The 25,549-nt window shown below is 38.4% G+C and carries 24 protein-coding genes and 4 tRNA genes; 21 read left to right on the forward strand and 7 right to left on the reverse strand.

Going from position 1 to position 25,549, the window contains the following annotated elements:
- The first annotated feature begins 28 nt into the window (after window positions 1-28).
- The 17 genes from rpsU to Q763_RS14330 all read left to right on the forward strand — a co-directional run bounded on the left by rpsU (window position 29) and on the right by Q763_RS14330 (window position 14,897).
- Window positions 29-223, forward strand: coding sequence for a 30S ribosomal protein S21 (gene rpsU, locus Q763_RS14250; protein ID WP_035135481.1), 195 nt, complete (start codon window positions 29-31; stop codon window positions 221-223).
- 71 nt (window positions 224-294) lie between these two features.
- Window positions 295-1,197, forward strand: a complete 903-nt coding sequence (locus Q763_RS14255) for a tyrosine-type recombinase/integrase (RefSeq protein ID WP_035135484.1) — start codon at window positions 295-297, stop codon at window positions 1,195-1,197.
- 26 nt (window positions 1,198-1,223) lie between these two features.
- Window positions 1,224-1,526, forward strand: a complete 303-nt coding sequence (gene hpf, locus Q763_RS14260; RefSeq protein ID WP_035135564.1) for a ribosome hibernation-promoting factor, HPF/YfiA family — start codon at window positions 1,224-1,226, stop codon at window positions 1,524-1,526.
- Between the two features lie 91 nt (window positions 1,527-1,617).
- Window positions 1,618-1,691: transfer RNA gene (locus tag Q763_RS14265), tRNA-Thr, on the forward strand.
- A gap of 36 nt (window positions 1,692-1,727) precedes the next feature.
- A tRNA-Tyr gene (locus tag Q763_RS14270) sits at window positions 1,728-1,808 on the forward strand.
- A 32-nt stretch (window positions 1,809-1,840) separates the two neighbouring features.
- Window positions 1,841-1,912: transfer RNA gene (locus Q763_RS14275), tRNA-Thr, on the forward strand.
- A gap of 56 nt (window positions 1,913-1,968) precedes the next feature.
- Complete coding sequence (tuf, locus tag Q763_RS14280) at window positions 1,969-3,156, forward strand: elongation factor Tu (RefSeq protein WP_035135485.1); 1,188 nt, start codon at window positions 1,969-1,971, stop codon at window positions 3,154-3,156.
- Window positions 3,157-3,218: 62 nt separating this feature from the next.
- Window positions 3,219-3,289, forward strand: a tRNA-Trp gene (locus tag Q763_RS14285).
- A 16-nt stretch (window positions 3,290-3,305) separates the two neighbouring features.
- Complete coding sequence (secE, locus tag Q763_RS14290; RefSeq protein WP_035135487.1) at window positions 3,306-3,503, forward strand: preprotein translocase subunit SecE; 198 nt, start codon at window positions 3,306-3,308, stop codon at window positions 3,501-3,503.
- 10 nt (window positions 3,504-3,513) lie between these two features.
- The gene (gene nusG, locus Q763_RS14295) at window positions 3,514-4,065 is read left to right on the forward strand and encodes a transcription termination/antitermination protein NusG (RefSeq protein WP_035135489.1); all 552 of its coding nucleotides are present in this window, start codon (window positions 3,514-3,516) and stop codon (window positions 4,063-4,065) included.
- A gap of 68 nt (window positions 4,066-4,133) precedes the next feature.
- The gene (gene rplK, locus Q763_RS14300) at window positions 4,134-4,571 is read left to right on the forward strand and encodes a 50S ribosomal protein L11 (protein ID WP_035135491.1); all 438 of its coding nucleotides are present in this window, start codon (window positions 4,134-4,136) and stop codon (window positions 4,569-4,571) included.
- 21 nt (window positions 4,572-4,592) lie between these two features.
- A complete protein-coding gene (gene rplA / locus Q763_RS14305; protein ID WP_035135493.1) occupies window positions 4,593-5,282 on the forward strand; it encodes a 50S ribosomal protein L1 in 690 nt (229 codons plus the stop codon).
- 22 nt (window positions 5,283-5,304) lie between these two features.
- Entirely contained in the window at window positions 5,305-5,826 is a 522-nt protein-coding gene (rplJ, locus tag Q763_RS14310) for a 50S ribosomal protein L10 (protein ID WP_035135495.1), read from the forward strand.
- Window positions 5,827-5,889: 63 nt separating this feature from the next.
- Window positions 5,890-6,264 (forward strand): 50S ribosomal protein L7/L12, encoded by a 375-nt coding sequence (gene rplL, locus Q763_RS14315; protein WP_035135497.1) that lies wholly within the window; start codon window positions 5,890-5,892, stop codon window positions 6,262-6,264.
- 131 nt (window positions 6,265-6,395) lie between these two features.
- Window positions 6,396-10,208: a DNA-directed RNA polymerase subunit beta gene (rpoB, locus tag Q763_RS14320; RefSeq protein WP_035135498.1), complete on the forward strand. Its 3,813-nt coding sequence runs from the start codon at window positions 6,396-6,398 to the stop codon at window positions 10,206-10,208.
- A 72-nt stretch (window positions 10,209-10,280) separates the two neighbouring features.
- A complete protein-coding gene (gene rpoC, locus Q763_RS14325; protein ID WP_035135499.1) occupies window positions 10,281-14,579 on the forward strand; it encodes a DNA-directed RNA polymerase subunit beta' in 4,299 nt (1,432 codons plus the stop codon).
- Window positions 14,580-14,585: 6 nt separating this feature from the next.
- On the forward strand, window positions 14,586-14,897 hold the full coding sequence (locus Q763_RS14330) for a DUF3467 domain-containing protein (RefSeq protein WP_035135501.1): 312 nt from the start codon (window positions 14,586-14,588) through the stop codon (window positions 14,895-14,897).
- 43 nt (window positions 14,898-14,940) lie between these two features.
- Here the strand turns inward: Q763_RS14330 and Q763_RS14335 are convergent, their stop codons facing one another.
- On the reverse strand, window positions 14,941-15,444 hold the full coding sequence (locus Q763_RS14335) for a hypothetical protein (protein ID WP_035135504.1): 504 nt from the start codon (window positions 15,442-15,444) through the stop codon (window positions 14,941-14,943).
- A 128-nt stretch (window positions 15,445-15,572) separates the two neighbouring features.
- Between Q763_RS14335 and mutL the strand changes: the two genes are divergently transcribed.
- Genes mutL through Q763_RS14355 form a run of 4 tightly spaced genes read left to right on the forward strand, consistent with a single transcriptional unit; the run spans window position 15,573 to window position 20,218 of the window.
- Window positions 15,573-17,483 carry a DNA mismatch repair endonuclease MutL gene (mutL, locus tag Q763_RS14340; RefSeq protein WP_035135505.1) on the forward strand — a complete coding sequence of 637 codons (1,911 nt, stop codon included), beginning with the start codon at window positions 15,573-15,575 and terminating at the stop codon, window positions 17,481-17,483.
- Window positions 17,480-18,232, forward strand: a complete 753-nt coding sequence (locus Q763_RS14345; RefSeq protein WP_232297531.1) for a rhomboid family intramembrane serine protease — start codon at window positions 17,480-17,482, stop codon at window positions 18,230-18,232. Before mutL ends, Q763_RS14345 begins: the two co-directional genes overlap by 4 nt.
- 1 nt (window position 18,233) lies before the next feature.
- Window positions 18,234-19,154, forward strand: a complete 921-nt coding sequence (locus tag Q763_RS14350; RefSeq protein ID WP_035135507.1) for a rhomboid family intramembrane serine protease — start codon at window positions 18,234-18,236, stop codon at window positions 19,152-19,154.
- 26 nt (window positions 19,155-19,180) lie between these two features.
- Window positions 19,181-20,218, forward strand: coding sequence for an endonuclease/exonuclease/phosphatase family protein (locus Q763_RS14355; RefSeq protein ID WP_035135510.1), 1,038 nt, complete (start codon window positions 19,181-19,183; stop codon window positions 20,216-20,218).
- A gap of 6 nt (window positions 20,219-20,224) precedes the next feature.
- On the opposite strand, the gene Q763_RS14360 is transcribed toward Q763_RS14355, so the two are convergent.
- The 6 genes from Q763_RS14360 to Q763_RS14385 all read right to left on the reverse strand — a co-directional run bounded on the left by Q763_RS14360 (window position 20,225) and on the right by Q763_RS14385 (window position 25,480).
- Window positions 20,225-20,839, reverse strand: a complete 615-nt coding sequence (locus tag Q763_RS14360; RefSeq protein WP_035135512.1) for a WbqC family protein — start codon at window positions 20,837-20,839, stop codon at window positions 20,225-20,227.
- 76 nt (window positions 20,840-20,915) lie between these two features.
- On the reverse strand, window positions 20,916-22,478 hold the full coding sequence (gene lepB, locus Q763_RS14365) for a signal peptidase I (protein WP_035135515.1): 1,563 nt from the start codon (window positions 22,476-22,478) through the stop codon (window positions 20,916-20,918).
- Window positions 22,479-22,522: 44 nt separating this feature from the next.
- Window positions 22,523-23,224, reverse strand: coding sequence for a 4-hydroxy-tetrahydrodipicolinate reductase (gene dapB, locus Q763_RS14370; protein ID WP_035135517.1), 702 nt, complete (start codon window positions 23,222-23,224; stop codon window positions 22,523-22,525).
- Window positions 23,225-23,227: 3 nt separating this feature from the next.
- Window positions 23,228-23,797, reverse strand: a complete 570-nt coding sequence (locus tag Q763_RS14375; RefSeq protein WP_052123460.1) for a DUF5683 domain-containing protein — start codon at window positions 23,795-23,797, stop codon at window positions 23,228-23,230.
- Window positions 23,797-24,699, reverse strand: coding sequence for a ParB/RepB/Spo0J family partition protein (locus tag Q763_RS14380; RefSeq protein ID WP_035135519.1), 903 nt, complete (start codon window positions 24,697-24,699; stop codon window positions 23,797-23,799). Before Q763_RS14380 ends, Q763_RS14375 begins: the two co-directional genes overlap by 1 nt.
- A gap of 4 nt (window positions 24,700-24,703) precedes the next feature.
- Window positions 24,704-25,480: a ParA family protein gene (locus Q763_RS14385; protein WP_035135521.1), complete on the reverse strand. Its 777-nt coding sequence runs from the start codon at window positions 25,478-25,480 to the stop codon at window positions 24,704-24,706.
- Window positions 25,481-25,549: the final 69 nt, after the last annotated feature.

A 25,549-nucleotide genomic window follows, 5' to 3' on the forward strand; every position in this document is an offset into this window, starting at 1 on the left:
GCACCCTTAACGAGAGGAGGTGTTATATATGTTGATTATACCAATTAAAGACGGAGAAAATATCGATAGAGCTCTAAAGCGCTATAAGAGAAAATTTGATAAAACAGGAGTTGTTAGACAACTAAGAAGTCGTCAGCAATTTACGAAACCTTCTGTTGTAAGAAGAGCTCAAATCCAGAAAGCAGCTTATGTTCAGGGACTAAAAGACGCTCTAGAGAGCTAGTAGTTTTTTGAACTAAAAATAATAACCGTTAGCAGAAAAGTTGATTAACTTTGCTGTTAACGGTTTTTTTTATGGTTAATTCTAAACAGGCATACGCAGATTTTTTATTAAAGGAGAAAAATTATTCTCTTTTAACGCTTCGTGCTTATACTAATGATCTTTCTGATTTCGAAAAGTTTATAAAGCAGGGAGATGAAGGTATATTGCTTGAGGAGGTGGTGTATGCACATATAAGGGGGTGGATTGTTTATTTGGTAGAGCAGGGGTTGTCTAATCGTTCTGTGAACCGAAAAATCTCTTCGCTAAAATCGTTTTACAAATTTCTGTTGCGTTCAAAGCAGATATCGGTTAATCCGCTGCAAAAACACAAGTCGCTTAAAACTGAAAAAAAAGTCCAGGTTCCTTTCTCTGAAAAAGAGCTTCAGGAGGTGTATACTGAAGTAGAGTATTCTGATGATTTTGAGGGGATAAGGGATAGGCTTATTATTGAGCTTTTTTATACTACCGGTATGCGTAGGGCAGAGCTTATTGGTTTAAAGCTGTCGTCGTATGATAAAAGTGCGCATACTTTAAAGGTTTTAGGTAAACGTAATAAGGAGCGGATTTTGCCTGTGTTGCCTTGTACGGCTGAACTTATTACTAAATATCTTACAGAAAGAAGTGAGCTTGAAAATTTTGTTGACAGGGATGTGTTAATTTTAAATAAGAGGGGGCAAAAAGTGAGCGAATCTTTTGTTTATAGGTTAATAAATAGTTACTTTAGTGTTGTCTCTGTGAAAGTAAAAAAGAGTCCGCATGTGCTTAGGCATACTTTTGCGACCCATTTGCTTAACAACGGGGCAGATTTAAACTCAGTAAAAGAATTATTAGGTCACGCAAGTTTGTCTTCCACTCAAATATATACTCACAGTAGTTTATCAGAGCTTAAAAAAGTGTATAAGGACGCGCATCCCCGTAACCGAAATAATTCATAATGTTTAACTATTTAAAAGTTATGTTTATGAAAGTAAATGTTCATGCGGTCAACTTCAATGTTGACAGAAAACTGGTTGGCTATGTACAGGCAAGGTTGGATAAGCTTGATAAGTATTATGACAGGGTAGTTCATTCTGATGTGTTTTTTAAACTGGATAATACGAGTGCAAAAGTGAATAAAATTGCAGAGCTCAAAATTAATGTGCCGGGTGATGAGTTTATAGTTAAAAAGCAGTGTAAAACATTTGAAGAGGCTGTAGAATTGGCAGCTGACTCGATGGAGCGTTTATTAGTAAAGAGGAAGCAAAAAATCAGAGCGCACTCATAACTGAAAAAAAAGTTCAAAAATGTTTTGATTAAAATAAAAAATCTATACATTTGCAGTCCGTTAGAAATAGCGGACTTTTTTATTGTAAGTTGCCGGTGTAGCTCAGCTGGCTAGAGCAGCTGATTTGTAATCAGCAGGTCGTGGGTTCGAGTCCCTCCATCGGCTCAAAGTTTTTTTGAAAAGCAACTGAAAATAAGGTTAGGGGAGATACTCAAGCGGCCAACGAGGACGGACTGTAAATCCGTTGGGAAACCTTCGCAGGTTCGAATCCTGCTCTCCCCACTAAATTGAAGGTAACGAGCCTTCAGGGTTAAGCCGGTGTAGCTCAGGGGTAGAGTGCTTCCTTGGTAAGGAAGAGGTCACGGGTTCAAATCCCGTCATTGGCTCGATATTAGTAAATATTTGAACACTAATTATATAACTAAGATTAAATTATTAAATCATGGCAAAGGAAACTTTTGATCGTTCCAAACCGCACTTGAATATTGGTACTATTGGACACGTTGACCACGGTAAAACTACATTGACTGCAGCTATCACTAAAGTATTAAGTGATGCTGGTCTTTCTGAAGCAAGATCATTTGATCAAATTGATAATGCTCCTGAAGAAAAAGAAAGGGGTATTACTATTAATACATCTCACGTAGAATATGCAACTGCTAAGCGTCACTACGCTCACGTTGACTGTCCAGGTCACGCTGACTACGTTAAGAACATGGTAACTGGTGCTGCTCAGATGGATGGTGCTATCCTTGTTGTTGCTGCGACTGATGGTCCTATGCCGCAAACTCGTGAGCACATCCTATTAGGTCGTCAGGTTGGTGTTCCAAGAATCGTTGTATTCATGAACAAAGTGGATATGGTTGATGATGCTGAGCTTTTAGAGCTTGTTGAAATGGAAATCCGTGATCTATTATCTTTCTATCAGTATGATGGTGATAATGGTCCTGTAGTTAAAGGTTCTGCTCTAGGTGCACTTAACGGTGAGCAAAAATGGGTAGATACTGTAATGGAGCTTATGAATGCTGTTGATGAGTGGATCGAAGAGCCGGTACGTGATATCGAGAAGCCATTCCTAATGCCGGTTGAAGACGTGTTTACAATTACAGGTCGTGGTACTGTTGCAACAGGTCGTATCGAAACAGGTGTTGCTAACACAGGTGATCCTGTAGAAATCATCGGTATGGGTGCTGATAAATTAACTTCTACTATTACAGGTGTTGAGATGTTCCGTAAAATCCTTGACAGAGGTGAGGCTGGTGATAACGTAGGTCTACTTCTTCGTGGTATTGATAAAGCTGACATCCGTCGTGGTATGGTAATCTGTAAACCAGGTTCTGTTAAGCCACACGCTCACTTCAAAGCTGAGGTTTATATCCTTAAGAAAGAAGAAGGTGGTCGTCACACTCCATTCCACAACAACTACCGTCCACAGTTCTACGTACGTACAACTGACGTAACTGGTACTATTAACTTACCAGCTGGTGTTGAAATGGTAATGCCTGGTGATAACTTAACTATCGACGTACAATTACTTAACCCAATCGCTCTTAGCGTAGGTTTACGTTTCGCTATCCGTGAGGGTGGTAGAACAGTAGGTGCTGGTCAGGTTACTGAAATTCTAGACTAATTTATTAGTTTAAATAAATAAATTAAAGCCGGTGGCTTTTTGTTCACCGGCTTTTATAACAAACGGGTGTAGTTCAAGGGTAGAATAGCGGTCTCCAAAACCGTTGATGGGGGTTCGAATCCCTCCACCCGTGCAAAAACTAAAAATATATGGCAAAGGTTACCAATTATGTATCAGAGGCATTTGCAGAATTAAAGACAAATGTAACGTGGCCTGAATGGGCAGAAGTTCAAAGGCTGACCATTATTGTTGCTCTTTTTTCGATAATATTTGCCTTGGCAACATTTGGAGTTGATAGAGGGTTTGAGGTTGTTATTGCGAATATTTATAGTTTCTTAAAAAATTAATTTTATTACGATGACTGATAACAATGTCAAAAAATGGTATGTGGTTAGAGCGGTAAGCGGTCAGGAAAATAAAGTTAAAAACTACATCGAAACTGAGATAAGCAGGTTAGGAATGTCTGACTATGTTTCTCAGGTTCTTGTGCCTACAGAAAAAGTGGTGCAGGTTAGAGATGGTAAAAAAATTAGCAAAGACAGAGTTTATTTTCCGGGATACGTTATGGTTGAAGCTAACCTTACCGGAGAAGTTCCTCACGTTATAAAATCAATCTCCGGAGTTATTGGTTTCCTTGGTGAAACTAAAGGCGGAGATGCTGTGCCTTTACGTATGTCTGAAGTTAACAGGATGCTTGGAAAAGTTGATGAGCTTTCTGTTAAAACAGATAATGTTGCTATACCTTATACTGTTGGTGAAACGGTTAAGGTTATAGATGGTCCTTTTAACGGATTTAACGGTACGGTTGAAAAAGTAAATGAGGATAAGCGTAAGCTTGAGGTAATGGTGAAAATTTTCGGAAGAAAAACACCGTTAGAGTTAAGCTTTATGCAAGTTGAAAAAGTATAATTTTTGTTACACTAATATAAAATCACATCATTCGCTTCCAATGAAGATGTGCTAAATCTTTTAAAGAAATGGCTAAAGAAATTAGTAAAGTAGTTAAACTACAAGTTAAGGGAGGTGCTGCGAATCCGTCGCCACCGGTTGGACCTGCTTTGGGGGCTGCTGGGGTTAACATCATGGAGTTCTGTAAGCAGTTTAATGCTAGAACACAAGATAAGCCTGGCAAAGTGTTACCAGTTCAAATTACTGTGTACAAAGACAAGTCTTTTGACTTTGTTGTTAAAACGCCACCTGCAGCTGTTCAGTTATTAGAGGCTGCTAAAATCAAATCAGGTTCAGGGGAACCAAACCGTAAAAAGGTTGCTAGCGTTACCTGGGATCAAATCAAAGCTATCGCTGAAGATAAGATGCCTGACCTGAATGCTTTCACAATCGAGAGCGCAATGAGTATGGTTGCCGGTACTGCAAGATCTATGGGTATAACAGTATCAGGAACAGCTCCTTTTTAATCTAATTAAGAAAAAAAAGACATGGCAAAATTAACAAAAAAGCAAAAAGAGGCTGCTTCAAAAATTGAAAAGAATAAACTGTACTCTCTGAAAGATGCATCTGCATTAATCAAAACAGTTTCTTCTGCAAAATTTGACGAGTCTGTTGATATCGCAGTTCGTTTGGGTGTAGATCCAAGAAAAGCGAATCAAATGGTAAGAGGAGTTGTAACGCTACCACACGGTACAGGTAAAGATGTAAGAGTTCTTGCTCTTGTAACTCCTGATAAAGAAGAAGAGGCTAAAGCTGCTGGTGCTGACTACGTAGGTTTAGATGAGTATCTTCAGAAAATCAAAGACGGTTGGACAGATGTTGATGTTATCATCACTATGCCAAGCGTTATGGGTAAACTAGGTCCGTTAGGTCGTATTTTAGGTCCAAGAGGTTTAATGCCTAACCCTAAAACCGGTACTGTAACAATGGAAGTAGGTAAAGCGGTTCAGGAAGTGAAAGCTGGTAAAATTGACTTTAAAGTTGATAAAACTGGTATCGTTCACGCTGCTATCGGAAAAGTATCTTTTGATGCTGAGAAGATCACTGAAAACGCTCACGAAATAATTCAAACATTAGTTAAATTAAAACCAACTGCAGCAAAAGGTACATATATCAAGAGTATTCACATCTCTAGTACTATGAGTCCTGCTATTGCTTTAGACCCTAAAGCGGTATAATTGGTAGTTAAAAAGTTTTATTATGACCAGAGAAGAAAAATCAAGAGTTATTGAAGATTTAACTGCACAATTAGCCGGAACAAACGTAATCTACGTTGCTGATATTTCAGGTCTTGATGCAGAAACTACTTCAAACTTAAGAAGAGCTTGCTTTAAAGCGGGTATCAAGCTAGAGGTTGTTAAGAACACCCTGCTTGAGAAAGCGATGGAAACTTCTGAAAACAATTATGGTGACCTTCCTACTATTTTAAAAGGAAACACGTCTATCATGATTGCAGAGATAGGAAATTCTCCTGCTAAAGTAATAAAAGAGTTCCGTAAAAAATCAGACAAACCTGTTTTAAAAGGAGCTTATATAGATGAAGCAGTATTTATTGGTGATGAGCAACTAGAGGCTCTTGCTTCACTTAAATCTAAAGAAGAAGTTATCGGTGATATCATCGGATTACTTCAGTCTCCTGCTAAAAATGTTGTATCTGCTCTTAAATCAAGCGGCGGTAAACTTGCAGGAATCATTAAAACATTATCTGAGAAAGAAGGATAATATTTACAGCGTGTACGCACTTAATAAATTATATATTTTTTAAAATTATTAAAACGATAGAAAATGGCAGATTTAAAACAATTCGCAGAACAATTAGTTAACTTAACAGTTAAAGAAGTTAACGAACTAGCTACAATATTAAAAGATGAGTATGGTATCGAGCCTGCAGCTGCTGCTGTAGCTGTTGCTGGTCCTGCTGCTGGTGGTGGTGAAGCTGCTGCTGAGCAAACTGAGTTCACTGTAGTTCTTAAAGAAGCTGGTGCTTCTAAATTAGCAGTAGTTAAAGCTGTTAAAGAACTTACAGGTCTTGGACTTAAAGAAGCTAAAGACATGGTAGACTCTGCTCCGGCTAACGTTAAAGAAGGCGTTGCTAAAGATGAGGCAGAAGGTCTTAAGAAAGCTTTAGAAGAAGCTGGTGCAGTAGTAGAGCTTAAATAAGCATACTCTTCGGTTTAAAAAACCCAGGTTTAGGCCTTGAGAAAGACTCTCAAAGGCCTAAACCATTTTTCGTATAATAAACATTTATACGTTTTCTTATAAAACTTTTTTAATCAAAATTTTGTCCATTGATGATAACAAATCAGACTGAGAGATTAAATTTTGCCTCTACGAAAAACATTCCTGCATATCCGGATTTTCTAGATATCCAGGTGAAGTCTTTCAAGGATTTCTTTCAACTGGAAACCAAATCTGACGAAAGAGGCAACGAAGGTCTATACAACACCTTCATGGAAAACTTTCCGATTACTGATACCAGAAATCAGTTTGTACTGGAGTTCCTTGATTACTTTGTTGATCCGCCAAGGTATACAATTGAAGAGTGTATTGATAGGGGTTTAACTTACAGCGTGCCGTTAAAAGCAAGGCTTAAGTTATATTGTACAGACCCAGAACATGAGGATTTTGAAACAATTGTACAGGACGTGTATTTAGGTACTATACCATACATGACTCCTAGCGGTACTTTTGTTATCAACGGTGCAGAACGTGTGGTTGTATCTCAGTTACACAGGTCTCCGGGTGTTTTCTTCGGTCAGTCGTTCCACGCTAACGGAACAAAATTATATTCGGCCAGGGTAATTCCTTTTAAAGGTTCTTGGATAGAGTTTGCAACCGATATTAATAATGTGATGTATGCGTACATTGACAGAAAGAAAAAATTACCGGTTACAACATTATTTAGGGCAATAGGTTTTGAAAGGGATAAAGATATCCTTGAGATATTTGACCTTGCTGAAGAGGTTAAGGTTTCTAAAACCGGTCTTAAAAAGTATATAGGCAGAAGACTTGCTGCACGTGTTCTTAACACATGGCACGAAGATTTCGTGGATGAAGATACAGGTGAAGTTGTTTCTATCGAGCGTAATGAAATTATATTAGACAGGGATACTATCATTGATAAGGATAATGTTGAGGAGATTATCGATTCTAATGTAAAAACAATTCTGCTTCATAAAGAGGATAATAATCAGGCAGATTATGCTATTATCCACAATACTTTACAAAAAGACCCAACAAACTCAGAAAAAGAAGCTGTAGAGCACATCTACCGTCAGCTGCGTAATGCAGAACCGCCGGATGAGGAGACTGCTCGTGGCATCATAGATAAATTGTTCTTCTCTGATCAACGTTACAACTTAGGTGAGGTAGGTCGTTACAGAATGAACAAAAAACTTAGTCTTGACATCCCTATGGATAAGCAGGTGCTTACCAAAGAGGATATCATTACTATTGTTAAGTACTTAATCGAGCTTATCAACTCTAAAGCAGAGATTGATGATATCGATCACTTATCAAACCGTCGTGTAAGAACTGTAGGTGAACAGCTTTCAGCTCAGTTTGGCGTAGGTTTGGCTCGTATGGCGAGAACCATTAGAGAGCGTATGAACGTTAGGGATAACGAGGTGTTTACACCAATTGACCTTATCAATGCTAAAACATTGTCGTCAGTTATCAACTCTTTCTTTGGTACGAACCAGCTTTCTCAGTTCATGGATCAAACCAATCCTCTTGCTGAGATTACGCACAAAAGAAGATTGTCTGCACTAGGGCCTGGTGGTCTTTCGAGAGAGAGAGCAGGTTTCGAGGTGCGAGACGTTCACTATACGCATTACGGACGTTTATGTCCTATTGAAACACCAGAGGGACCAAACATTGGTTTGATTTCTTCTCTTGGTGTTTATGCTAAAGTAAACGGAATGGGCTTTATCGAAACTCCTTACCGTAAAGTTGAAAACGGTAAAGTTGATATTGTTTCAGAACCTATTTACCTAAGTGCAGAAGAGGAAGAAGGTAAACTGATTGCTCAGGCAAACATTGAGATGAACGATAACGGTGAAATTACTGCAGAGAAAGTAATTGCCCGTGAGGAAGGTGACTTCCCGGTTGTTGAGCCAAACGTTGTACATTATACAGACGTTGCTCCTAACCAGATTGCTTCTATCTCAGCTTCGTTAATTCCTTTCCTTGAGCACGATGATGCGAACCGTGCACTGATGGGATCAAACATGATGCGCCAGGCCGTACCATTGTTACGTCCTGAGTCTCCTATCGTGGGTACTGGTTTAGAGCGTCAGGTAGCTTCAGATTCAAGGGTACTTATCAATGCCGAAGGCAATGGTACTGTTGAGTATGTAGATGCTAACGAGATTACCATTAAGTATGACCGTACAGACCGTGAGAGAAGTGTAAGCTTTGATACGGATGAGAAAACATACAAGTTAATTAAGTTCAGAAAAACCAACCAGAGTACAAGTATCAACCTTAAACCTATCGTTAGAAAAGGTGACAGGGTTACTAAAGGACAGGTACTTTGTGAGGGTTATGCAACTCAAAATGGTGAACTTGCTTTAGGTAGAAACCTTAAAGTAGCGTTCATGCCTTGGAAAGGGTATAACTTTGAGGATGCGATTGTAATTTCTGAAAAAGTTGTTCGTGATGATATCTTTACATCGATTCACGTAGACGATTATTCACTAGAGGTAAGGGATACTAAATTAGGTAACGAAGAGTTAACTAACGATATTCCTAACGTAAGTGAAGAGGCTACTAAAGATCTTGATGAAAACGGTATGATCAGGATTGGTGCAGAAGTTAAACCTGGTGATATCCTTATCGGTAAGATTACTCCAAAAGGAGAGTCAGATCCAACACCTGAAGAAAAACTACTTAGAGCAATCTTTGGAGATAAAGCAGGTGATGTTAAGGATGCTTCGTTAAAAGCTTCTCCGTCATTACATGGTGTTGTTCTTGACAAAAAATTATTTGCAAGAGCCGTAAAAGATAAACGCAAACGTACAAAAGATAAAGACGATTTAACTAAACTTGAAATGGAGTTTGAAGTTAAGTTCACTGAGCTTAAAGACAGACTTATCGATAAGTTATTTAATATTGTTAACGGAAAAACTTCTCAGGGAGTAATGAATGATCTGGGTGAGGAAATTTTACCAAAAGGTAAAAAATACACTCAGAAAATGCTTTATGCTGTTGAAGATTTCGCTCACTTAACAAAAGGACAGTGGACAACGGATGACGAAACCAATGCAATGGTTAACGACCTTATCCATAACTATAAAATTAAGCTGAACGACCTTCAGGGTGCATTAAGAAGAGAGAAATTCACTATCACTGTAGGAGATGAGCTTCCGTCAGGAATATTAAAACTTGCTAAGGTTTACATCGCTAAGAAACGTAAACTTAAAGTGGGTGATAAAATGGCAGGTCGTCACGGTAACAAAGGTATTGTTGCTAAAATAGTACGCCACGAGGATATGCCGTTCCTTGAAGACGGAACTCCGGTAGATATTGTTCTTAACCCACTAGGGGTACCATCGCGTATGAACATTGGTCAGATCTACGAAACTGTACTTGGATGGGCAGGTATGAACTTAGGCAAGAAATTTGCAACGCCAATTTTTGACGGTGCTTCTCTTGATGAGATCAACGCGCTTACTGATGAGGCAGGCGTACCAAGATTTGGTCATACATACTTATATGACGGAGGTACAGGAGAGCGTTTCCACCAGCCGGCTACAGTAGGTGTAATTTATATGCTTAAGCTGGGTCACATGGTAGATGATAAGATGCACGCACGTTCTATTGGTCCTTACTCGCTTATCACGCAGCAGCCTCTTGGAGGTAAAGCACAGTTTGGTGGTCAGCGTTTTGGAGAGATGGAGGTTTGGGCACTTGAGGCATACGGTGCTTCAAGCACACTGAGAGAGATCCTGACAGTTAAATCAGATGACGTTATAGGTAGGGCTAAAACTTACGAATCTATCGTTAAGGGTGAAACCATGCCGGAACCAGGGCTGCCGGAATCATTCAATGTATTGATGCACGAGCTTAAAGGTCTTGGACTAGACATCAGATTAGAAGAATAAATTTCCACGGGAATGGTGCTTTTAGCGCCATTCCCTTTACAGCGTTTTTAATATAATTGATAGATTCATATCATGACGAGATTAAAAGATAAAAATACCGTTAAAAGATTTAACCAGATATCGATAGGTCTTGCTTCTCCGGAGTCCATCCTTGCAGAGTCAAGAGGTGAGGTTCTAAAGCCGGAAACCATTAACTATCGTACTCACAAACCGGAAAGAGACGGACTTTTCTGTGAGCGTATTTTCGGTCCTGTAAAAGACTTTGAATGTGCTTGTGGTAAGTACAAAAGAATCCGCTATAAAGGGATTGTTTGTGACCGTTGTGGTGTAGAGGTTACGGAGAAAAAAGTACGTCGTGACAGAGTAGGACATATCAACCTTGTTGTGCCTATTGCTCACATTTGGTACTTCCGTTCATTACCAAACAAAATTGGTTATCTTCTTGGCCTTCCGTCTAAGAAATTAGACATGATCATATACTATGAAAGGTATGTGGTTATCCAGCCGGGTATTGCTAAGGGTCCTGATGGGGAATCCCTTAAAGAATTAGACTTTTTAACTGAAGAAGAGTACCTGAACATTGCAGATACCCTTCCGATGGAAAACCAATATTTAGATGACACAGACCCTAACAAGTTTATTGCTAAGATGGGGGCTGAGTGTATTATGGATTTATTGGCAAGAATTGATCTTGACCAGTTGTCATACAACCTTCGTCACAGTGCTAATACCGAGACATCTAAACAAAGAAAAACTGAAGCGCTTAAACGACTACAGGTTGTAGAATCTTTCCGTGAGGCGAACCTTAACAGGGAAAACCGCCCAGAGTGGATGATTCTTAAAGTTATTCCTGTTATCCCGCCAGAGCTTCGTCCGTTAGTACCTCTTGATGGTGGACGTTTTGCTACGTCTGACCTTAATGACCTTTACAGAAGGGTTATTATACGTAACAACCGTCTTAAGAGACTTATGGAAATCAAAGCGCCGGAAGTTATCCTTCGTAACGAAAAACGTATGCTACAGGAATCTGTTGACTCGTTATTCGATAATACAAGAAAAGCTTCTGCTGTTAAAACAGAATCAAACAGGCCGCTTAAATCACTTTCTGATTCATTAAAAGGTAAACAGGGACGTTTCCGTCAAAACCTTCTTGGTAAACGTGTTGACTATTCTGCACGTTCGGTTATCGTTGTTGGACCTGAAATGAAGCTTTTTGAGTGTGGTTTACCAAAAGATATGGCTGCTGAGCTTTACAAACCATTCGTTATCCGTAAGCTTATCGAAAGAGGTATTGTAAAAACAGTTAAGTCGGCTAAGAAGATTATAGATAAGAAAGAGCCTGTAGTGTGGGATATCCTTGAAAATGTAATTAAAGGTCACCCGGTACTACTTAACCGTGCTCCTACTCTTCACCGTTTAGGTATACAGGCATTCCAACCTAAACTTATTGAAGGTAAAGCGATCCAGCTACACCCATTAGTATGTACGGCATTTAACGCCGACTTTGATGGTGACCAGATGGCGGTTCACCTACCTTTAGGGCCGGAGGCTATACTTGAGGCACAGTTATTAATGCTTGCTTCACACAACATTCTTAACCCTGCTAACGGTGCACCTATTACTGTACCATCTCAGGACATGGTTCTTGGTCTTTACTATATGACTAAAGAGCGTTTGTCTACAGATACACACAAAATTTTAGGTGAAGGCCTTACTTTCTATTCTGCAGAAGAAGTAAATATTGCTTTAAATGAGGGTAGAGTAGAGCTTAATGCATCTGTTAGGGTTAGAACTAAAGACTTTAATGATAAAGGAGAACTTGTTTATCAGGTTATCAAAACTACAGCAGGTAGGGTATTATTTAACGAAGTAGTACCAGAGCAGGCTGGATATATCAATGAGGTATTGACTAAAAAATCGTTAAGGGATATTATCGGTAAGATTTTAAATGCTACTGATGTACCTACAACGGCTGCCTTCCTTGATAATATTAAAGATATGGGTTACCGTTTCGCATTTAGAGGTGGTCTTTCTTTCAGCTTAGGTGATATTATTATCCCTGCAAGAAAGCAAGAACTTATTACTGATGCAAACGAGCAGGTTGATGCGATTACCATGAACTATAACATGGGTCTTATCACTAACAATGAGCGTTACAACCAGGTAATTGACGTTTGGACTTCTACCAACGCGCTTCTAACAGAGCTTGCAATGAAGAACATTAGAGAGGATCAGCAAGGATTCAACTCGGTGTATATGATGCTTGATTCTGGGGCGAGGGGTTCTAAGGAGCAGATTCGTCAGCTTACAGGTATGCGTGGTCTTATGGCTAAGCCTAAGAAATCTACTGCCGGTGGTGGTGAGATTATTGAAAACCCTATCTTATCTAACTTTAAAGAAGGTCTATCAATCCTTGAGTACTTTATCTCTACTCACGGTGCTCGTAAAGGTCTTGCGGATACGGCTCTTAAAACGGCCGATGCGGGTTACCTTACAAGGAGGCTGCATGACGTTTCTCAAGACGTTATCGTAAACTCTGTTGACTGTGGTACATTAAGAGGTATTGAAGTAACTGCACTTAAGAAAAACGAAGAGATTGTAGAATCTCTTGGTGAAAGAATATTAGGTCGTGTAGCGCTACAGGATGTTGTTAATCCGCTTACTTCTGAGGTTCTTGTTCACGCAGGTGAGCAAATCACAGAGGCTGAAGTTAGAGCTATTAATGCTTCTCCGGTAGAGAGCGTTGAAGTACGTTCTCCACTAACATGTGAGGCTAAAAAAGGTATTTGTGCTAAATGTTATGGTCGTAACCTAGCAACAGCCAAAATGACACAAAAAGGTGAGGCAGTAGGTGTTATTGCAGCACAGTCAATTGGTGAGCCTGGTACACAGCTTACACTACGTACGTTCCACGTGGGTGGTACAGCGGGTAACATTTCTGAGGAGTCTAGTATCATTACTAAATTCCGCGGTAAGCTTGATATCGAAGATCTTAAAACAGTTAAAGGTGAAGACAACGAAGGTAACGAAGTGGATATCGTGGTATCACGTTCTACCGAGTTAAAACTTGTTGACGAAACTACAGGAATTGTATTAAATACACATAACATACCTTACGGTTCCAGCATCTATGTGAAAAACGGAGATGTTGTAGCAGAAGGAACTGTAATATGTAAATGGGACCCTTATAACGGTGTAATTATTTCTGAATTTACCGGTAAAATTGCTTACGAAGATATCGAACAGGGACAAACGTTTATTGTTGAAATCGATGAGCAAACAGGATTCCAGGAAAAAGTAATCTCTGAGGCTAGGAATAAGAAATTAATCCCAACCTTATTAATTTACGGTAATGACGGAGAATTAATCCGTTCTTACAACTTACCGGTAGGTTCTCACCTTATGGTAGATAACGGAGAGAAAATCAAGGCAGGTAAAGTACTTGTTAAGATTCCTAGACGTTCTTCTAAGGCGGGTGATATTACGGGTGGTTTACCAAGGATTACAGAGCTTCTTGAAGCACGTAACCCTTCTAACCCAGCTGTGGTTTCTGAAATCGACGGTGTTGTATCATTCGGTAAAATTAAGAGAGGTAACCGTGAGATTATAGTTGAGTCTAAGTTTGGTGAGATCAAGAAATATCTTGTGAAACTTTCTAACCAGATTCTTGTTCAGGAGAATGACTACGTGAAAGCGGGTCTGCCACTTTCAGACGGTGCTATTACTCCGGATGATATCCTTAGAATACAGGGACCATCTGCAGTACAGCAGTATCTTGTAAACGAGATTCAGGAAGTTTACCGACTACAGGGTGTAAAAATCAACGATAAGCACTTTGAGGTTGTTATCCGCCAGATGATGCGTAAAGTTAAGATTGAAGATCCGGGAGATACATTATTCCTTGAAGATCAGTTAGCTCACACTAGCGACTTTATCGAGGAGAATGATAAACTGTACGGAATGAAAGTTGTAGAAGATGCAGGTGATTCTGATACTCTTAAACCAGGTCAGATTATTACTCCGCGTCAGTTAAGGGATGAGAACTCAATCCTTAAGCGTAATGACAAAAACCTTGTTGTGGCAAGAGACGTTGTTCCGGCAACGGCTACTCCAATACTACAGGGTATTACAAGAGCATCGCTACAAACTAAATCGTTCATCTCGGCAGCATCGTTCCAGGAAACAACTAAAGTACTTAACGAAGCAGCTGTAGCTGGTAAAGTAGACGGTCTTGAAGGACTTAAAGAGAATGTTATTGTAGGACACAGAATACCTGCTGGTACAGGTATGAGAGATTACGACAACATTATCGTAGGTTCTAAAGAAGAGTATAATGAATTATTAACTCCTAAAGAGGAATTTAATTACTAATACAAAATGAGTGATCAAAAACAGCAACCGGGGCAAATTAACATTGAACTGGATGAGAAAACAGCCGAAGGAATTTATTCTAACCTGGCAATTATAAACCACTCGGCTTCCGAGTTTGTAGTGGACTTTGTAAGCATAATGCCGGCAGTGCCTAAAGCTAAAGTTAAATCACGCATCGTATTAACGCCTCAGCATGCCAAAAGGCTGCTAAAGGTACTTGGTGAGAATATTCATCGTTTTGAAGCCGCTCATGGTGAGATTAAGGAATCAGAACAACCACCAATTCCATTAAATTTCGGGCCTGCAGGTCAGGCTTAATATAAAATAAAAGCCCACTCATTTGAGTGGGCTTTTTTATTTGTTAATCCAAATCGAAATGCTCTTTGAGAAACTCTTTACCTAATTTTTCATAAGGTTTAGTGTTAGTGAGTAGTTGATTTTTTACATCATCAATATTCAAAACACCTTCATAGGCTAAGTATATATAATCATCGATGCTGTAACTATAATCAAAATCTGTATTTGTCATGGTTTCAATATCAATTTCTTTCGTAGTAAAATCAATGATTTCCCCGGCTTTTTCAATAGAGATTTTGTTGTTACGGAATAAATATCCGGCAATACCGCATATAGTTTCTTTTATTTCTTCTTTATGATCTAAACGTTGATTTTGTTTTAGAAAACTAAGTGTGTCGTTTAGTCCCATTGCTTTTGCCGAACATAATTCCAAGATATAATCAGTTCGTTGAGCTCCGGTTTCAAGATAGGTAGTAATAGCCCATTTTTCAATATGATCGGTTGTGATTACTCCTTTTGTAAGGCAAAATCTAAATACTGTGAGTTTTTCGTTTTCGGATAAATACATATATTATCCATTTTAAAGTTGTTGTTGTGTGTTAACAATATTACGAAATTAGACTCATTGTGACTTTATAGGATTAGTAATATTTCCTTAACTTTGAGGTTCATCAATTAATCCCTATTTACTTTCCAATGTCGAGTATAATCCAACTTCTTCCTGACCACGTTGCCAACCAGATAGCTGCCGGAGAGGTAGTACAAAGACCGGCTTCGGTGGTGAAAGAATTAATGGAAAATTCGGTTGATGCGGGCTCTACAGAGATAAAACTTGTAGTTAAAGATGCCGGTAAAACCCTTATTCAGGTTATAGATAACGGTAAGGGTATGAGCGTTACCGATGCCAGGCTGTGTTTTGAGCGCCATGCAACCTCAAAAATACGCCATGCAGAAGATTTGTTTGCCCTTGGGACAAAAGGCTTTAGGGGAGAGGCATTGGCTTCTATAGCGGCTATTGCCCACGTTGAGATGAAAACCAAACAGGATCAGGACGAGCTGGGTACGCATATCGTTATAGAGGGGAGTAAGTTTGTAAGTCAGGATGTGGCGGTATTGCCAAAGGGGACTTCTTTTTCGGTGAAGAATCTTTTCTTTAATATTCCGGCAAGGAGAAACTTCCTAAAGTCTGATACGGTTGAGTTTCGCCATGTGGTAGATGAGTTTGAACGTGTGGCTATGGCACATGCCAATATTCATTTTGTTTTGATACATAACGGAAGCGAAATGTTTAACCTGCCGGCTTCAAATACACGCCAGCGTATAGTAAATATTTTTGGCGGACGTACCAATGAGAAGCTTGTCCCGGTAAACGAAACTACCGAAATCGTTAGTATTAACGGATTTGTTTGTAAGCCTGAATTTGCTAAGAAAAACAGGGGAGAACAGTTCTTTTTTGTAAACGACAGGTTTATAAAAAGTGCCTACCTGCACCATGCGGTAATGGCTGCCTACGAAGGTTTGCTTAAGGACGGTACACAACCGGGGTATTACCTGTACCTTGATGTTCCGCCTAATACTATTGATATTAATATTCACCCAACAAAAACGGAAATAAAGTTTGACGATGAGCACGCGCTTTATGCCATACTCAGGTCGGCTATAAAACATAGCTTAGGGCAGTTTAACGTAGCGCCTGTACTGGATTTTGACAGGGATGCCACACTGGATACTCCTTATGATTATGAAAAGAAAGATGTAGGTATGCCTACCATTCAGGTAGATTCTACATTTAACCCGTTTGCCGATGATAGTGATGACAAGCCTGCACAATCCTTTTCAGGAGGTAGCTCGCGTTCATCTTCCTCCTCCTCTTTTTCCTCCTCCTCGTCCTATTCTTCACCTTCATTTAAAAAGGATAAGATGCCGTCGTGGGAGAGCCTGTATAACGGACTGAATACATCGACTGACGAAATTGCCGAAATAAGCTTTGAATCGGAAGAAGTGACAGGTTCGCTGTTTAATGATGAGGAAGTAGAGCAAACGGCTCATAAAACATATCAGATACATAAAAAATATATCGTAAGTCCTATTAAGTCGGGCATGGTGATAATAGACCAGAAAAGGGCGCACCAGCGCGTGCTTTATGAGCAATTTCTGGCTAATATTACGGTGCAGCACGGTTCAAGCCAGCAGTTGTTATTTCCGCTAACGCTTCATTTTAATAAAAGCGAACTTGGTATAATAAAGGAAATGAAGGAATCGTTACAAAATACTGGCTTTGTTTTTGATGAATTTAGCGACGACCATATAGTGGTTTCCGGACTTCCGGTAAATGTTGCCGAAAGTGAGGTTTCCATACTGCTTGAAGAGTTGCTTAATGATTTAGAGCAGGAAGTACCCGATACCAGTTTTAGCCAAAGCGATAGTATTGCAAAGTCAATGTCACGAAGCCTAGCAGTTAAAACCGGAGTAGCGTTGACAGAGAAAGAACAGGAAACTATGGTAAACGCGCTTTTTGCCTGCAAGGAGCCCGGAGTTTCACCATTTAATAAACCTACTTTTATTACACTAAGCGTAGAAGATTTAGATAAACGATTTGCCCTATGATGTTTAGAATGACCGAAGTTGTAAAACAACTTATAATTATAAATATAATTTTCTTTGTAGGTAAAATAATAATTGGCCAAAATATAATTGATGAGTATTTAGCCTTTCATTATTTTGGTAATCCTTCTTTTAAACCATGGCAGATAATTAGCTATATGTTTATTCATGCTGATATACGCCATATATTTTTTAATATGCTGCTTCTGTTTTTCTTTGGTCCGTCGCTGGAGGATCAATGGGGAGGAAGTAAATTCCTGTTTTTCTATCTGTCCTGTGGTGTAGGCGCTATATTAGCAACTCAGGGAATATCATATTTTGCTTTTCATGATAGTTTAAATATTTTGGTGACCGAAGGTTATAATAAAGCTGATGTTTTGGCTGTGCTGAATGAAGGTAAGTACATGGCTAAATGGGAGGAGGTTCTCACACTAAGAGAGCTTAATAACTTGATAGGGAGTTATAGTATAGCTACACTTGGGGCTTCCGGTGCTATATATGGTGTACTTGCAGCTTATGCATTTCTTTTCCCAAACAGAGAGGTGTATTTAATGTTTGTTCTCCCTGTAAAAGTTAAGTATCTTATTGCTTTTTTTATAATAGGAGATTTAATAGCCGGATTTAAAGGACAAATGCTTATAGGTAATGCTGGTGGAACAGCATATTTTGCGCATATTGGAGGTGCGCTTATAGGTTTCCTTATGATGCTGTATTGGAAAAATCATCAGTTTAAAAATAATAGATGGAATTAGTATGGGAATTTTAGACGACTTAAAAATGGAGTACCGTATGGGTGGTATTGCGCAAAGACTTATATTTTGGAATATAGGTTTGTTTGCCATACCAATGATTCTGTTTGGTGTACTTCCTTTGTTCGGTGTTAGCCTGTCTTTTTTAAATTGGAACAGTGTAGGGGTTGACTGGCTTAGTTTATCATCAAACCCAGCCGATTTACTATGGAAACCCTGGTCGTTAATAGCATATATGTTTTTACATGCAGGCGTACTTCATTTGCTTTTTAATATGCTTATGTTGTATTTCTCTGCCAGATTCTTTCTGACTTTCTTTACACAAAAACAATTTTTCGGGCTTTACATATTAGGAGGTGTTTTTGCCGGTTTAATATTTATTTTAAGCTTTAATGTGCTTCCGGGCTTAGTATTGTCACAAGCAAAAATGGTAGGTGCATCAGCAGCTATTATGACTATTTTAATTGCTTCGGCAGTATATGCACCTTATTATCCTATTAGGTTTCCGCTTATAGGCACACTTAAATTATGGCATATTGCGTTATTCTACGTAGTGCTGGATTTGATTCAGGCTTCCGGTGGTAATTCAGGCGGGCATATAGCGCATCTTTCCGGAGCTTTGTTTGGATATGTTTATATAAGACTTTTGCAAAGAGGGACTGATATTAGTAGTATAGTAACAGTGGTGATTGATTTTTTTGCTAACTTGTTTAAACCTAAAAAGTCTAGCCCGTTTAAAAAAGTACACAGAAATAAAAATACTGCTACGACTAATAACAGGAGTACAGCAAGTTCGGCATCTGCAAGACAGTCTAAAGATATTACACAGCAAAAAATAGATGATATACTGGACAAGATTAGTAAATCAGGCTATGACAGCCTGACTAAAGAAGAGAAAGAATTCTTGTTTAAAGTAGGCAAATAACAACCAATAAATAACCGGGTTTCCCCATGAAAAACCTTTCCTGGTTTAATAAGCTAATGTACTTTATCAACATGGTTTTAACCGTGCTGACGTTCCTTGCTTATGTCTTACCTTTTTTGGCGCCCAAGTTATTTCCGTTACTTTCTGTTTTTACTTTAATATTACCTTTGCTGCTGGTGCTTAATTTCATCTTTTTTATGTACTGGCTGCTGCAAACTAAAAGGCAAATGCTGCTTTCGGGTTTGGTACTGCTACTGGGAATTACTTTTGTTAGTAAACTGTACAGATTCTCTTCAGACAAAGAAGAAGTAACTCCCGATGATTTTATAGTGATGAGCTATAATGTAAGGATGTTCAATTTGTACGAATGGATAGACGATACTCTTGTACCTCAAAAAATAGATAATTTTGTTAAGGAAAGAAAACCTGATGTAGTTTGTTTACAGGAATATAATAAAAAGGGGAACGACTTATTTAAGCAGTTTGAATATCGTTATATATACAAAGAAAAAGGTAAGAGTCAGCATGCCTTTTTTTCAAAGTTCCCTATTTTAAATACAGGAAGTCTTACTTTTCCTAATACGGGTAACAGTGTTGTATATGCAGATGTAATAAAAGGTAAAGACACATTAAGGTTTTACAGCATGCATTTGCAATCGGTTAAAATAAGTCCTGATATTCATGAAAAAATAGATGAAGAGAAATCAAAAATTATATTCAGGCGCTTAAGTGAGGCTTTTAAAGAGCAACAATTACAGGCCGAAATAGTACAACAGCATAAAAAAGACTGTCATTACCCAATGATTATTTGCGGTGACCTTAACAATAGTGCTTTTTCTTATGTTTACCGAAGCATAAGGGGAGATTTGAAAGATTCGTTTGAAGAGGCAGGTAGCGGTTTTGGTAAGTCGTATAACTATAAATATTACCCTGCGAGGATAGATTATATATTTGCTGATAACAGACTACATGTAAAAGAATTTAAAACATATGACATGTTTGTGAATTCTGACCATTACCCTATAATATCAAGACTGGCTTTTGTGAAAGAGGATAAGGAGTAATTATTTTTAAAGCTCCTGATTTTTTAAGTATTCCATAGCATAACGGCCTTCATTAAATAAAAGATCAAGTATACTTAGGTTGTTTATAAAGCCGTGCTTTTCTTCAAAAACCTGTGTGTAAGGTTCAAACTGAGAAGGATCTTTTTTTCCGTTGGCAAGATGTCGTAAGTCCTGTATACCTTCAACTTCATGAAAATACTCTGCGGTTTTTTCATAAGAGAAATCCATTCCTAGGCAATCTGTAACGATTTCCATTATCTGGAAATTAAGATCCATCATGAAAGTATGTTTTTTCTCAAATACAGGCCTTATATCGTCTTCAAAATACTCAAAGAAGGGCGAGGTTCGGTAAGCGGCCTCAAGCGATTTAAAATGCTGTTTTTGCCAGTTAAAAGCAGGCTCTATCTTAACGTCTTTAAACTTTTGATGTTTACTGTCGGTATTATGCTTTACCGGAATATTTAAAAGCTGAATACCATTAGGGCTGTATATATACATCCTGTTCCTGTTTGTTTGCTTCTGGAAATTATCTTCTGCTTCAAAAACAATTTTATCTGTTTTGGTCATGGCAACAAAGTGACTGATAGAAGGGAAGTAGGTAGGGTGTATTAAAATGCTCATTGGTATTGATTTAAAAAACTGAAGATTGATACATTGTATCAATCTTCAAATTTATATACTTTTAAAATATTATCATTTAACTGGTTGCTTTTTTCTTTTTCTTTCTGAAGTAATCAAATACAAACCATCCGGCAAGTAGTATAAGGAAGTACTTAAAGTAAGAAACCGGTTTACCTTCACCGCTTACAGTAGTAAACATTCTGTCCCAACGTACTTTTTTACTAAAGTTTTTCCAAGGTACGTTTTGATCAAGGCTCATCCAAATGAATACAGGCTTACCAACAATATGGTCTTCCGGTACAAATCCCCAGTAACGGCTGTCTAATGAGTTGTGACGGTTATCACCCATCATCCAGTAATAATTTTGTTTAAAGGTGTATGATGTGGCTATTTCTCCATTTATCCTGATTTCATCCCCTATAACCTGAAGTTTGTTGCCTTCATACTCCTTGATAATCATTTCGTAAAAAGGAAGTGTCTCTTTTGTAAGTGTAACTGTTTTTCCTGCTTCAGGTATATAAATAGGTCCCATGTTATCACCACTCCATGAAGGTTTAGTATGAGGGAATGTTTTAGTGCCTTCGGCTGCATTAATGTCTTTTACTATAGAGTCGATACCTGTAACACCTTTAATTTTTTCGGCACCTTCTAAAGTAAGGTTCGCACGAACGGTATTTTCCAAATCACCTTGACTTCTTCCAAATTCAGTTGAACCGTTTTGATGAAGTATTTGATATACCTGTTGCGTAGAAAGTGTTCCGGGCTTAATGTATATAGTATGGAAATACTGAAGCTTAGCCCTGTCTGATAACTGAAGTTCTTTCCCATCAATATAAACAGTACCGTTTATAATAGAAAGTGTATCTCCCGGTGTACCTACACATCGCTTAACGTAGTTCGATTTTTTATCAATAGGTTTTCTTAAGCCAATAGATTTTGTGTCTCCAAAATATCTAACGGTATCAGTAGGCCAGTTAAATACTACGATGTCGTTTTTTTCAACCTCTTCAAAACCGGGGAATCTGAATGAAGGGAGTTGAGGCCAGTTTATATATGATTTACCTAAAACAGGCAATGTGTCGTGTACCATAGGCGCAGCAACAGCAGTCATAGGTGTGCGGGCACCATAATGAAACTTGCTTACAAAAAGGAAATCACCAATAAGTAATGTTTTTTCAAGGGAAGCCGTAGGTATGGTAAATGGCTGCATTACATAGGTGTGTACTATGGTAGCAACTACAATAGCAAATAATAATGAACCTAAAGTGCTTTCTTTCTTCTTTTCGGCTTCATATTCTTCCTGAGTGATATATTTTACATCTTCAGCATAGTTTATGTAGTATATGTAAAACCCTAAGGTTACAATGCCTAAAATAGTATCTAAAGATGATTTTTTACCAAAGCTTTTTAATGTAAGTACCCATACAACAGGAAACATAATAAGGTTAACAATAGGGATAAACAATAAGATAGCCCAGTAAATCGGTTTTCTTATTATTTTCATCAGTACAACTGCATTGTATACAGGGACTGCTGCTTCCCATTTTTTTCTACCTGCTTTTTGGTAAAGTTTCCAGGTTCCAAGGTAATGTATTACCTGTACTGCCAGAAAAAAAATAAACCATTGTAGTAAAGTCATCTTTAAATTGTTTTTTTATATATGTATGTCTTTTGGTAAAAATGTTACTTTAAATCTAAAACATCTTTCATGGTAAAGACACCCTGTTTACCAATTATCCATTCGGCAGCTACTACCGATCCCAGCGCAAAACCTTCACGGCTGTGTGCTGTATGCTTAATTTCGATTGAATCAATGTCTGAATCATAGAATACCGAGTGTGTACCCGGAACGTTTTCTATACGCTTGGCATCAATCAGAATTTCATCATCTTTAGCATCGCTAAGTGCCCAGCTGGAGTAGTTGCTGTTTTCTATAACACCTTTAGCTAAGCTAATAGCGGTACCACTTGGAGCATCCAGTTTTTGAGTATGGTGAATTTCTTCCATTGAAACCTTGTACTGATCCAGTTTGCTCATCATTTTAGCAAGGTATTCGTTTAACTCAAAGAAAATATTAACTCCAAGACTAAAGTTAGAACCATAAATAAAGGCTCCTTTCTTTTCTTCACACAGCTTAACTATATTGTGGTATTCTTCAAGCCAGCCTGTTGTGCCCGATATTACTGGGACATTTTTATTAAGGCATTGTGATATATTTTCAACGGCTGCATCAGGAATACTGAATTCTATTGCTACATCGGCATTTTCAAGTCCGTCAAAAGAATTGTCTCTTGTTTTTCGTAATACAATTTCGTGGCCTCTTTCCAAAGCAATCTTTTCGATTACTTTTCCCATTTTTCCATAGCCTAAAAGTGCAATTTTCATATATTAAAATTGGTAACTAAGGGTTAAACCCATGTTATGTTTGTAATCAATTTGGTTTTGTTGCAGTTGTGGTCTGAGTGACAGGTTATCGCTAACGTTAAACTGCATGAGGTGGGCGTTAACATTAGCTTCAACAATGTTTAAAACATAAAATCCCAATGCCAGTAGCATTGAGAGGTCTCTGTTTTTTTGATGAAACTTTTGGGCTCTAATAAGTCTGTCTTCACCAATATCGGCAAGTTCTCCTGTTACGGTGCCGCCTGCCAAAAGTGTTTTATAGGCATCCCTGTACTCGTGGTATTTTTTGTTATTCCAGGAGTAGTAATACAGCGAAGTACCTATTGCAGCATACACAATAGGTATTTTCCAGTATTTTTTATTGTAAGCCTGTCCAAGTCCCGGTAGTACAGCCGAATAAAATGCTGCTTTAGACGGTGCTAAGGGGTCCTGGTGGACATGTTTGTTTAAAGTAACATCGGTATTCATTGTAAGCTGCAGGGAGTCATTCTCTGTTTCCTGAGCAAATGTTGCCGAAGTAATTAAAAAAATAAATATGAACAGTATGTTTTTCACTAACTTTTGATAAGTTTAATAATCCTTTTGAAATCTTCTTCTGAGTGAAAAGGTATGGTGATTTTACCTTTTCCTTTTGCATCAACCTTTACATCAACTTTTGCGCCAAAGAATTCAGTGATTGTATTTTTCTGCTCGTCTTCCACAGCAAAAGAATTTGCTTTTACCGTAGTTTTTTCATTTTCAGGTTTCAGGCTTTCCTGATAAGCTTTAACCAGTGCTTCTGTTTCCCTAACTGAAAGATTTCCGCTAACGATTTTCTGGTAAATATTTGCCTGAGCGTCCTGATCTTCAATATTAATTATAGCACGGCCGTGTCCCATAGTGATAAAGCCGTCACGAATACCGGTTTGGATTATAGGATCCAGTTTTAATAAACGCAGGTAGTTAGCAATTGTAGAACGCTTTTTACCCACGCGATCACTCATTTGTTCCTGAGTAAGTTGGATTTCATCTATAAGCCTTTGGTAAGAAAGGGCAATTTCAATAGGGTCAAGGTCATGACGCTGAATATTCTCTACAAGAGCCATAACAAGCGACTCATTATCGTCTGCAAGGCGAATGTAAGCAGGTATAGTGTTTAAGCCTGCCAGTTTAGAAGCACGTAAACGACGCTCTCCCGATATAAGCTGGTATTTGTTGTATTCCAGTTTTCTAACGGTAATAGGCTGTATAACACCCAGTTCCTTAATGGAGGTGCTTAGTTCCTGTAGTGTTTCTTCGTTAAAGTTTGTTCTTGGCTGGAACGGATTAATCTCTATAGCATCAATTTCAAGCTCTATTATGTTACCAACAACCTTATCAGCATTTTTATCCTCAACCGATTTGATGTCGTTTTCCGGATCTTTTAATAATGCAGATAATCCTCTTCCAAGTGCTTGTTTTTTAATTGCTTTTGTCATGAACCTACTGTTGTACTAGTGTGTTTTTCTTTATTATTTCTTCTGCAAGGTGAATATAATTAATAGCACCTTTGCTTGTTGCGTCATAGTTAATGATGCTTTCGCCAAAACTTGGCGCTTCACTAAGTTTCACGTTACGTTGTATAACGGTATTGAAAACCATGTCGTTGAAGTGTTTCTGTACCTCTTCAACCACTTGGTTAGACAGTCTTAAACGTGAATCATACATGGTAAGTAACAGTCCTTCAATATCCAGTGAAGGGTTGTGTATTTTTTGTACGCTCTTAATGGTGTTAAGCAGTTTGCCTAACCCTTCAAGGGCAAAATATTCACACTGTATAGGTATTACCACAGAATCTGCAGCCGTAAGGGCATTAAGTGTTAAAAGCCCTAAAGACGGGGCGCAGTCTATCAGTATATAATCATACTTATCCTTAACGCTTTCCAGCGCAGTTTTAAGCATGTATTCTCTGTTTTCTTTATCCACAAGCTCAATTTCAATAGCCACAAGGTCTATGTGTGCCGGGATAACCGAAACATTAGGAGCGTTACAGTCAATAGTAGCTTCATCCGGAGTATTGGTATGTTCCAGTATCTGGTAGGTGCCTCTCTCAACAGTTTCTACATCAATGCCAAGCCCAGAGCTGGCATTTGCCTGAGGGTCAGCATCTATTAGTAATACTTTTTTTTCCAATACACCCAGCGCTGCAGCTAAGTTTACTGAAGTTGTCGTTTTTCCTACGCCACCTTTTTGGTTGGCAATAGCAATGATCTTACCCATGAATGTTTAATAATTTTAGAACCGTAAAAATACAATTATTTATGGTTTTTGAAAGTGGAATTTGTTAAC

Origin of the sequence: Flavobacterium beibuense F44-8 (assembly GCF_000769915.1) — a bacterium.
Classification (GTDB): Bacteria; Bacteroidota; Bacteroidia; order Flavobacteriales; family Flavobacteriaceae; genus Flavobacterium; species Flavobacterium beibuense.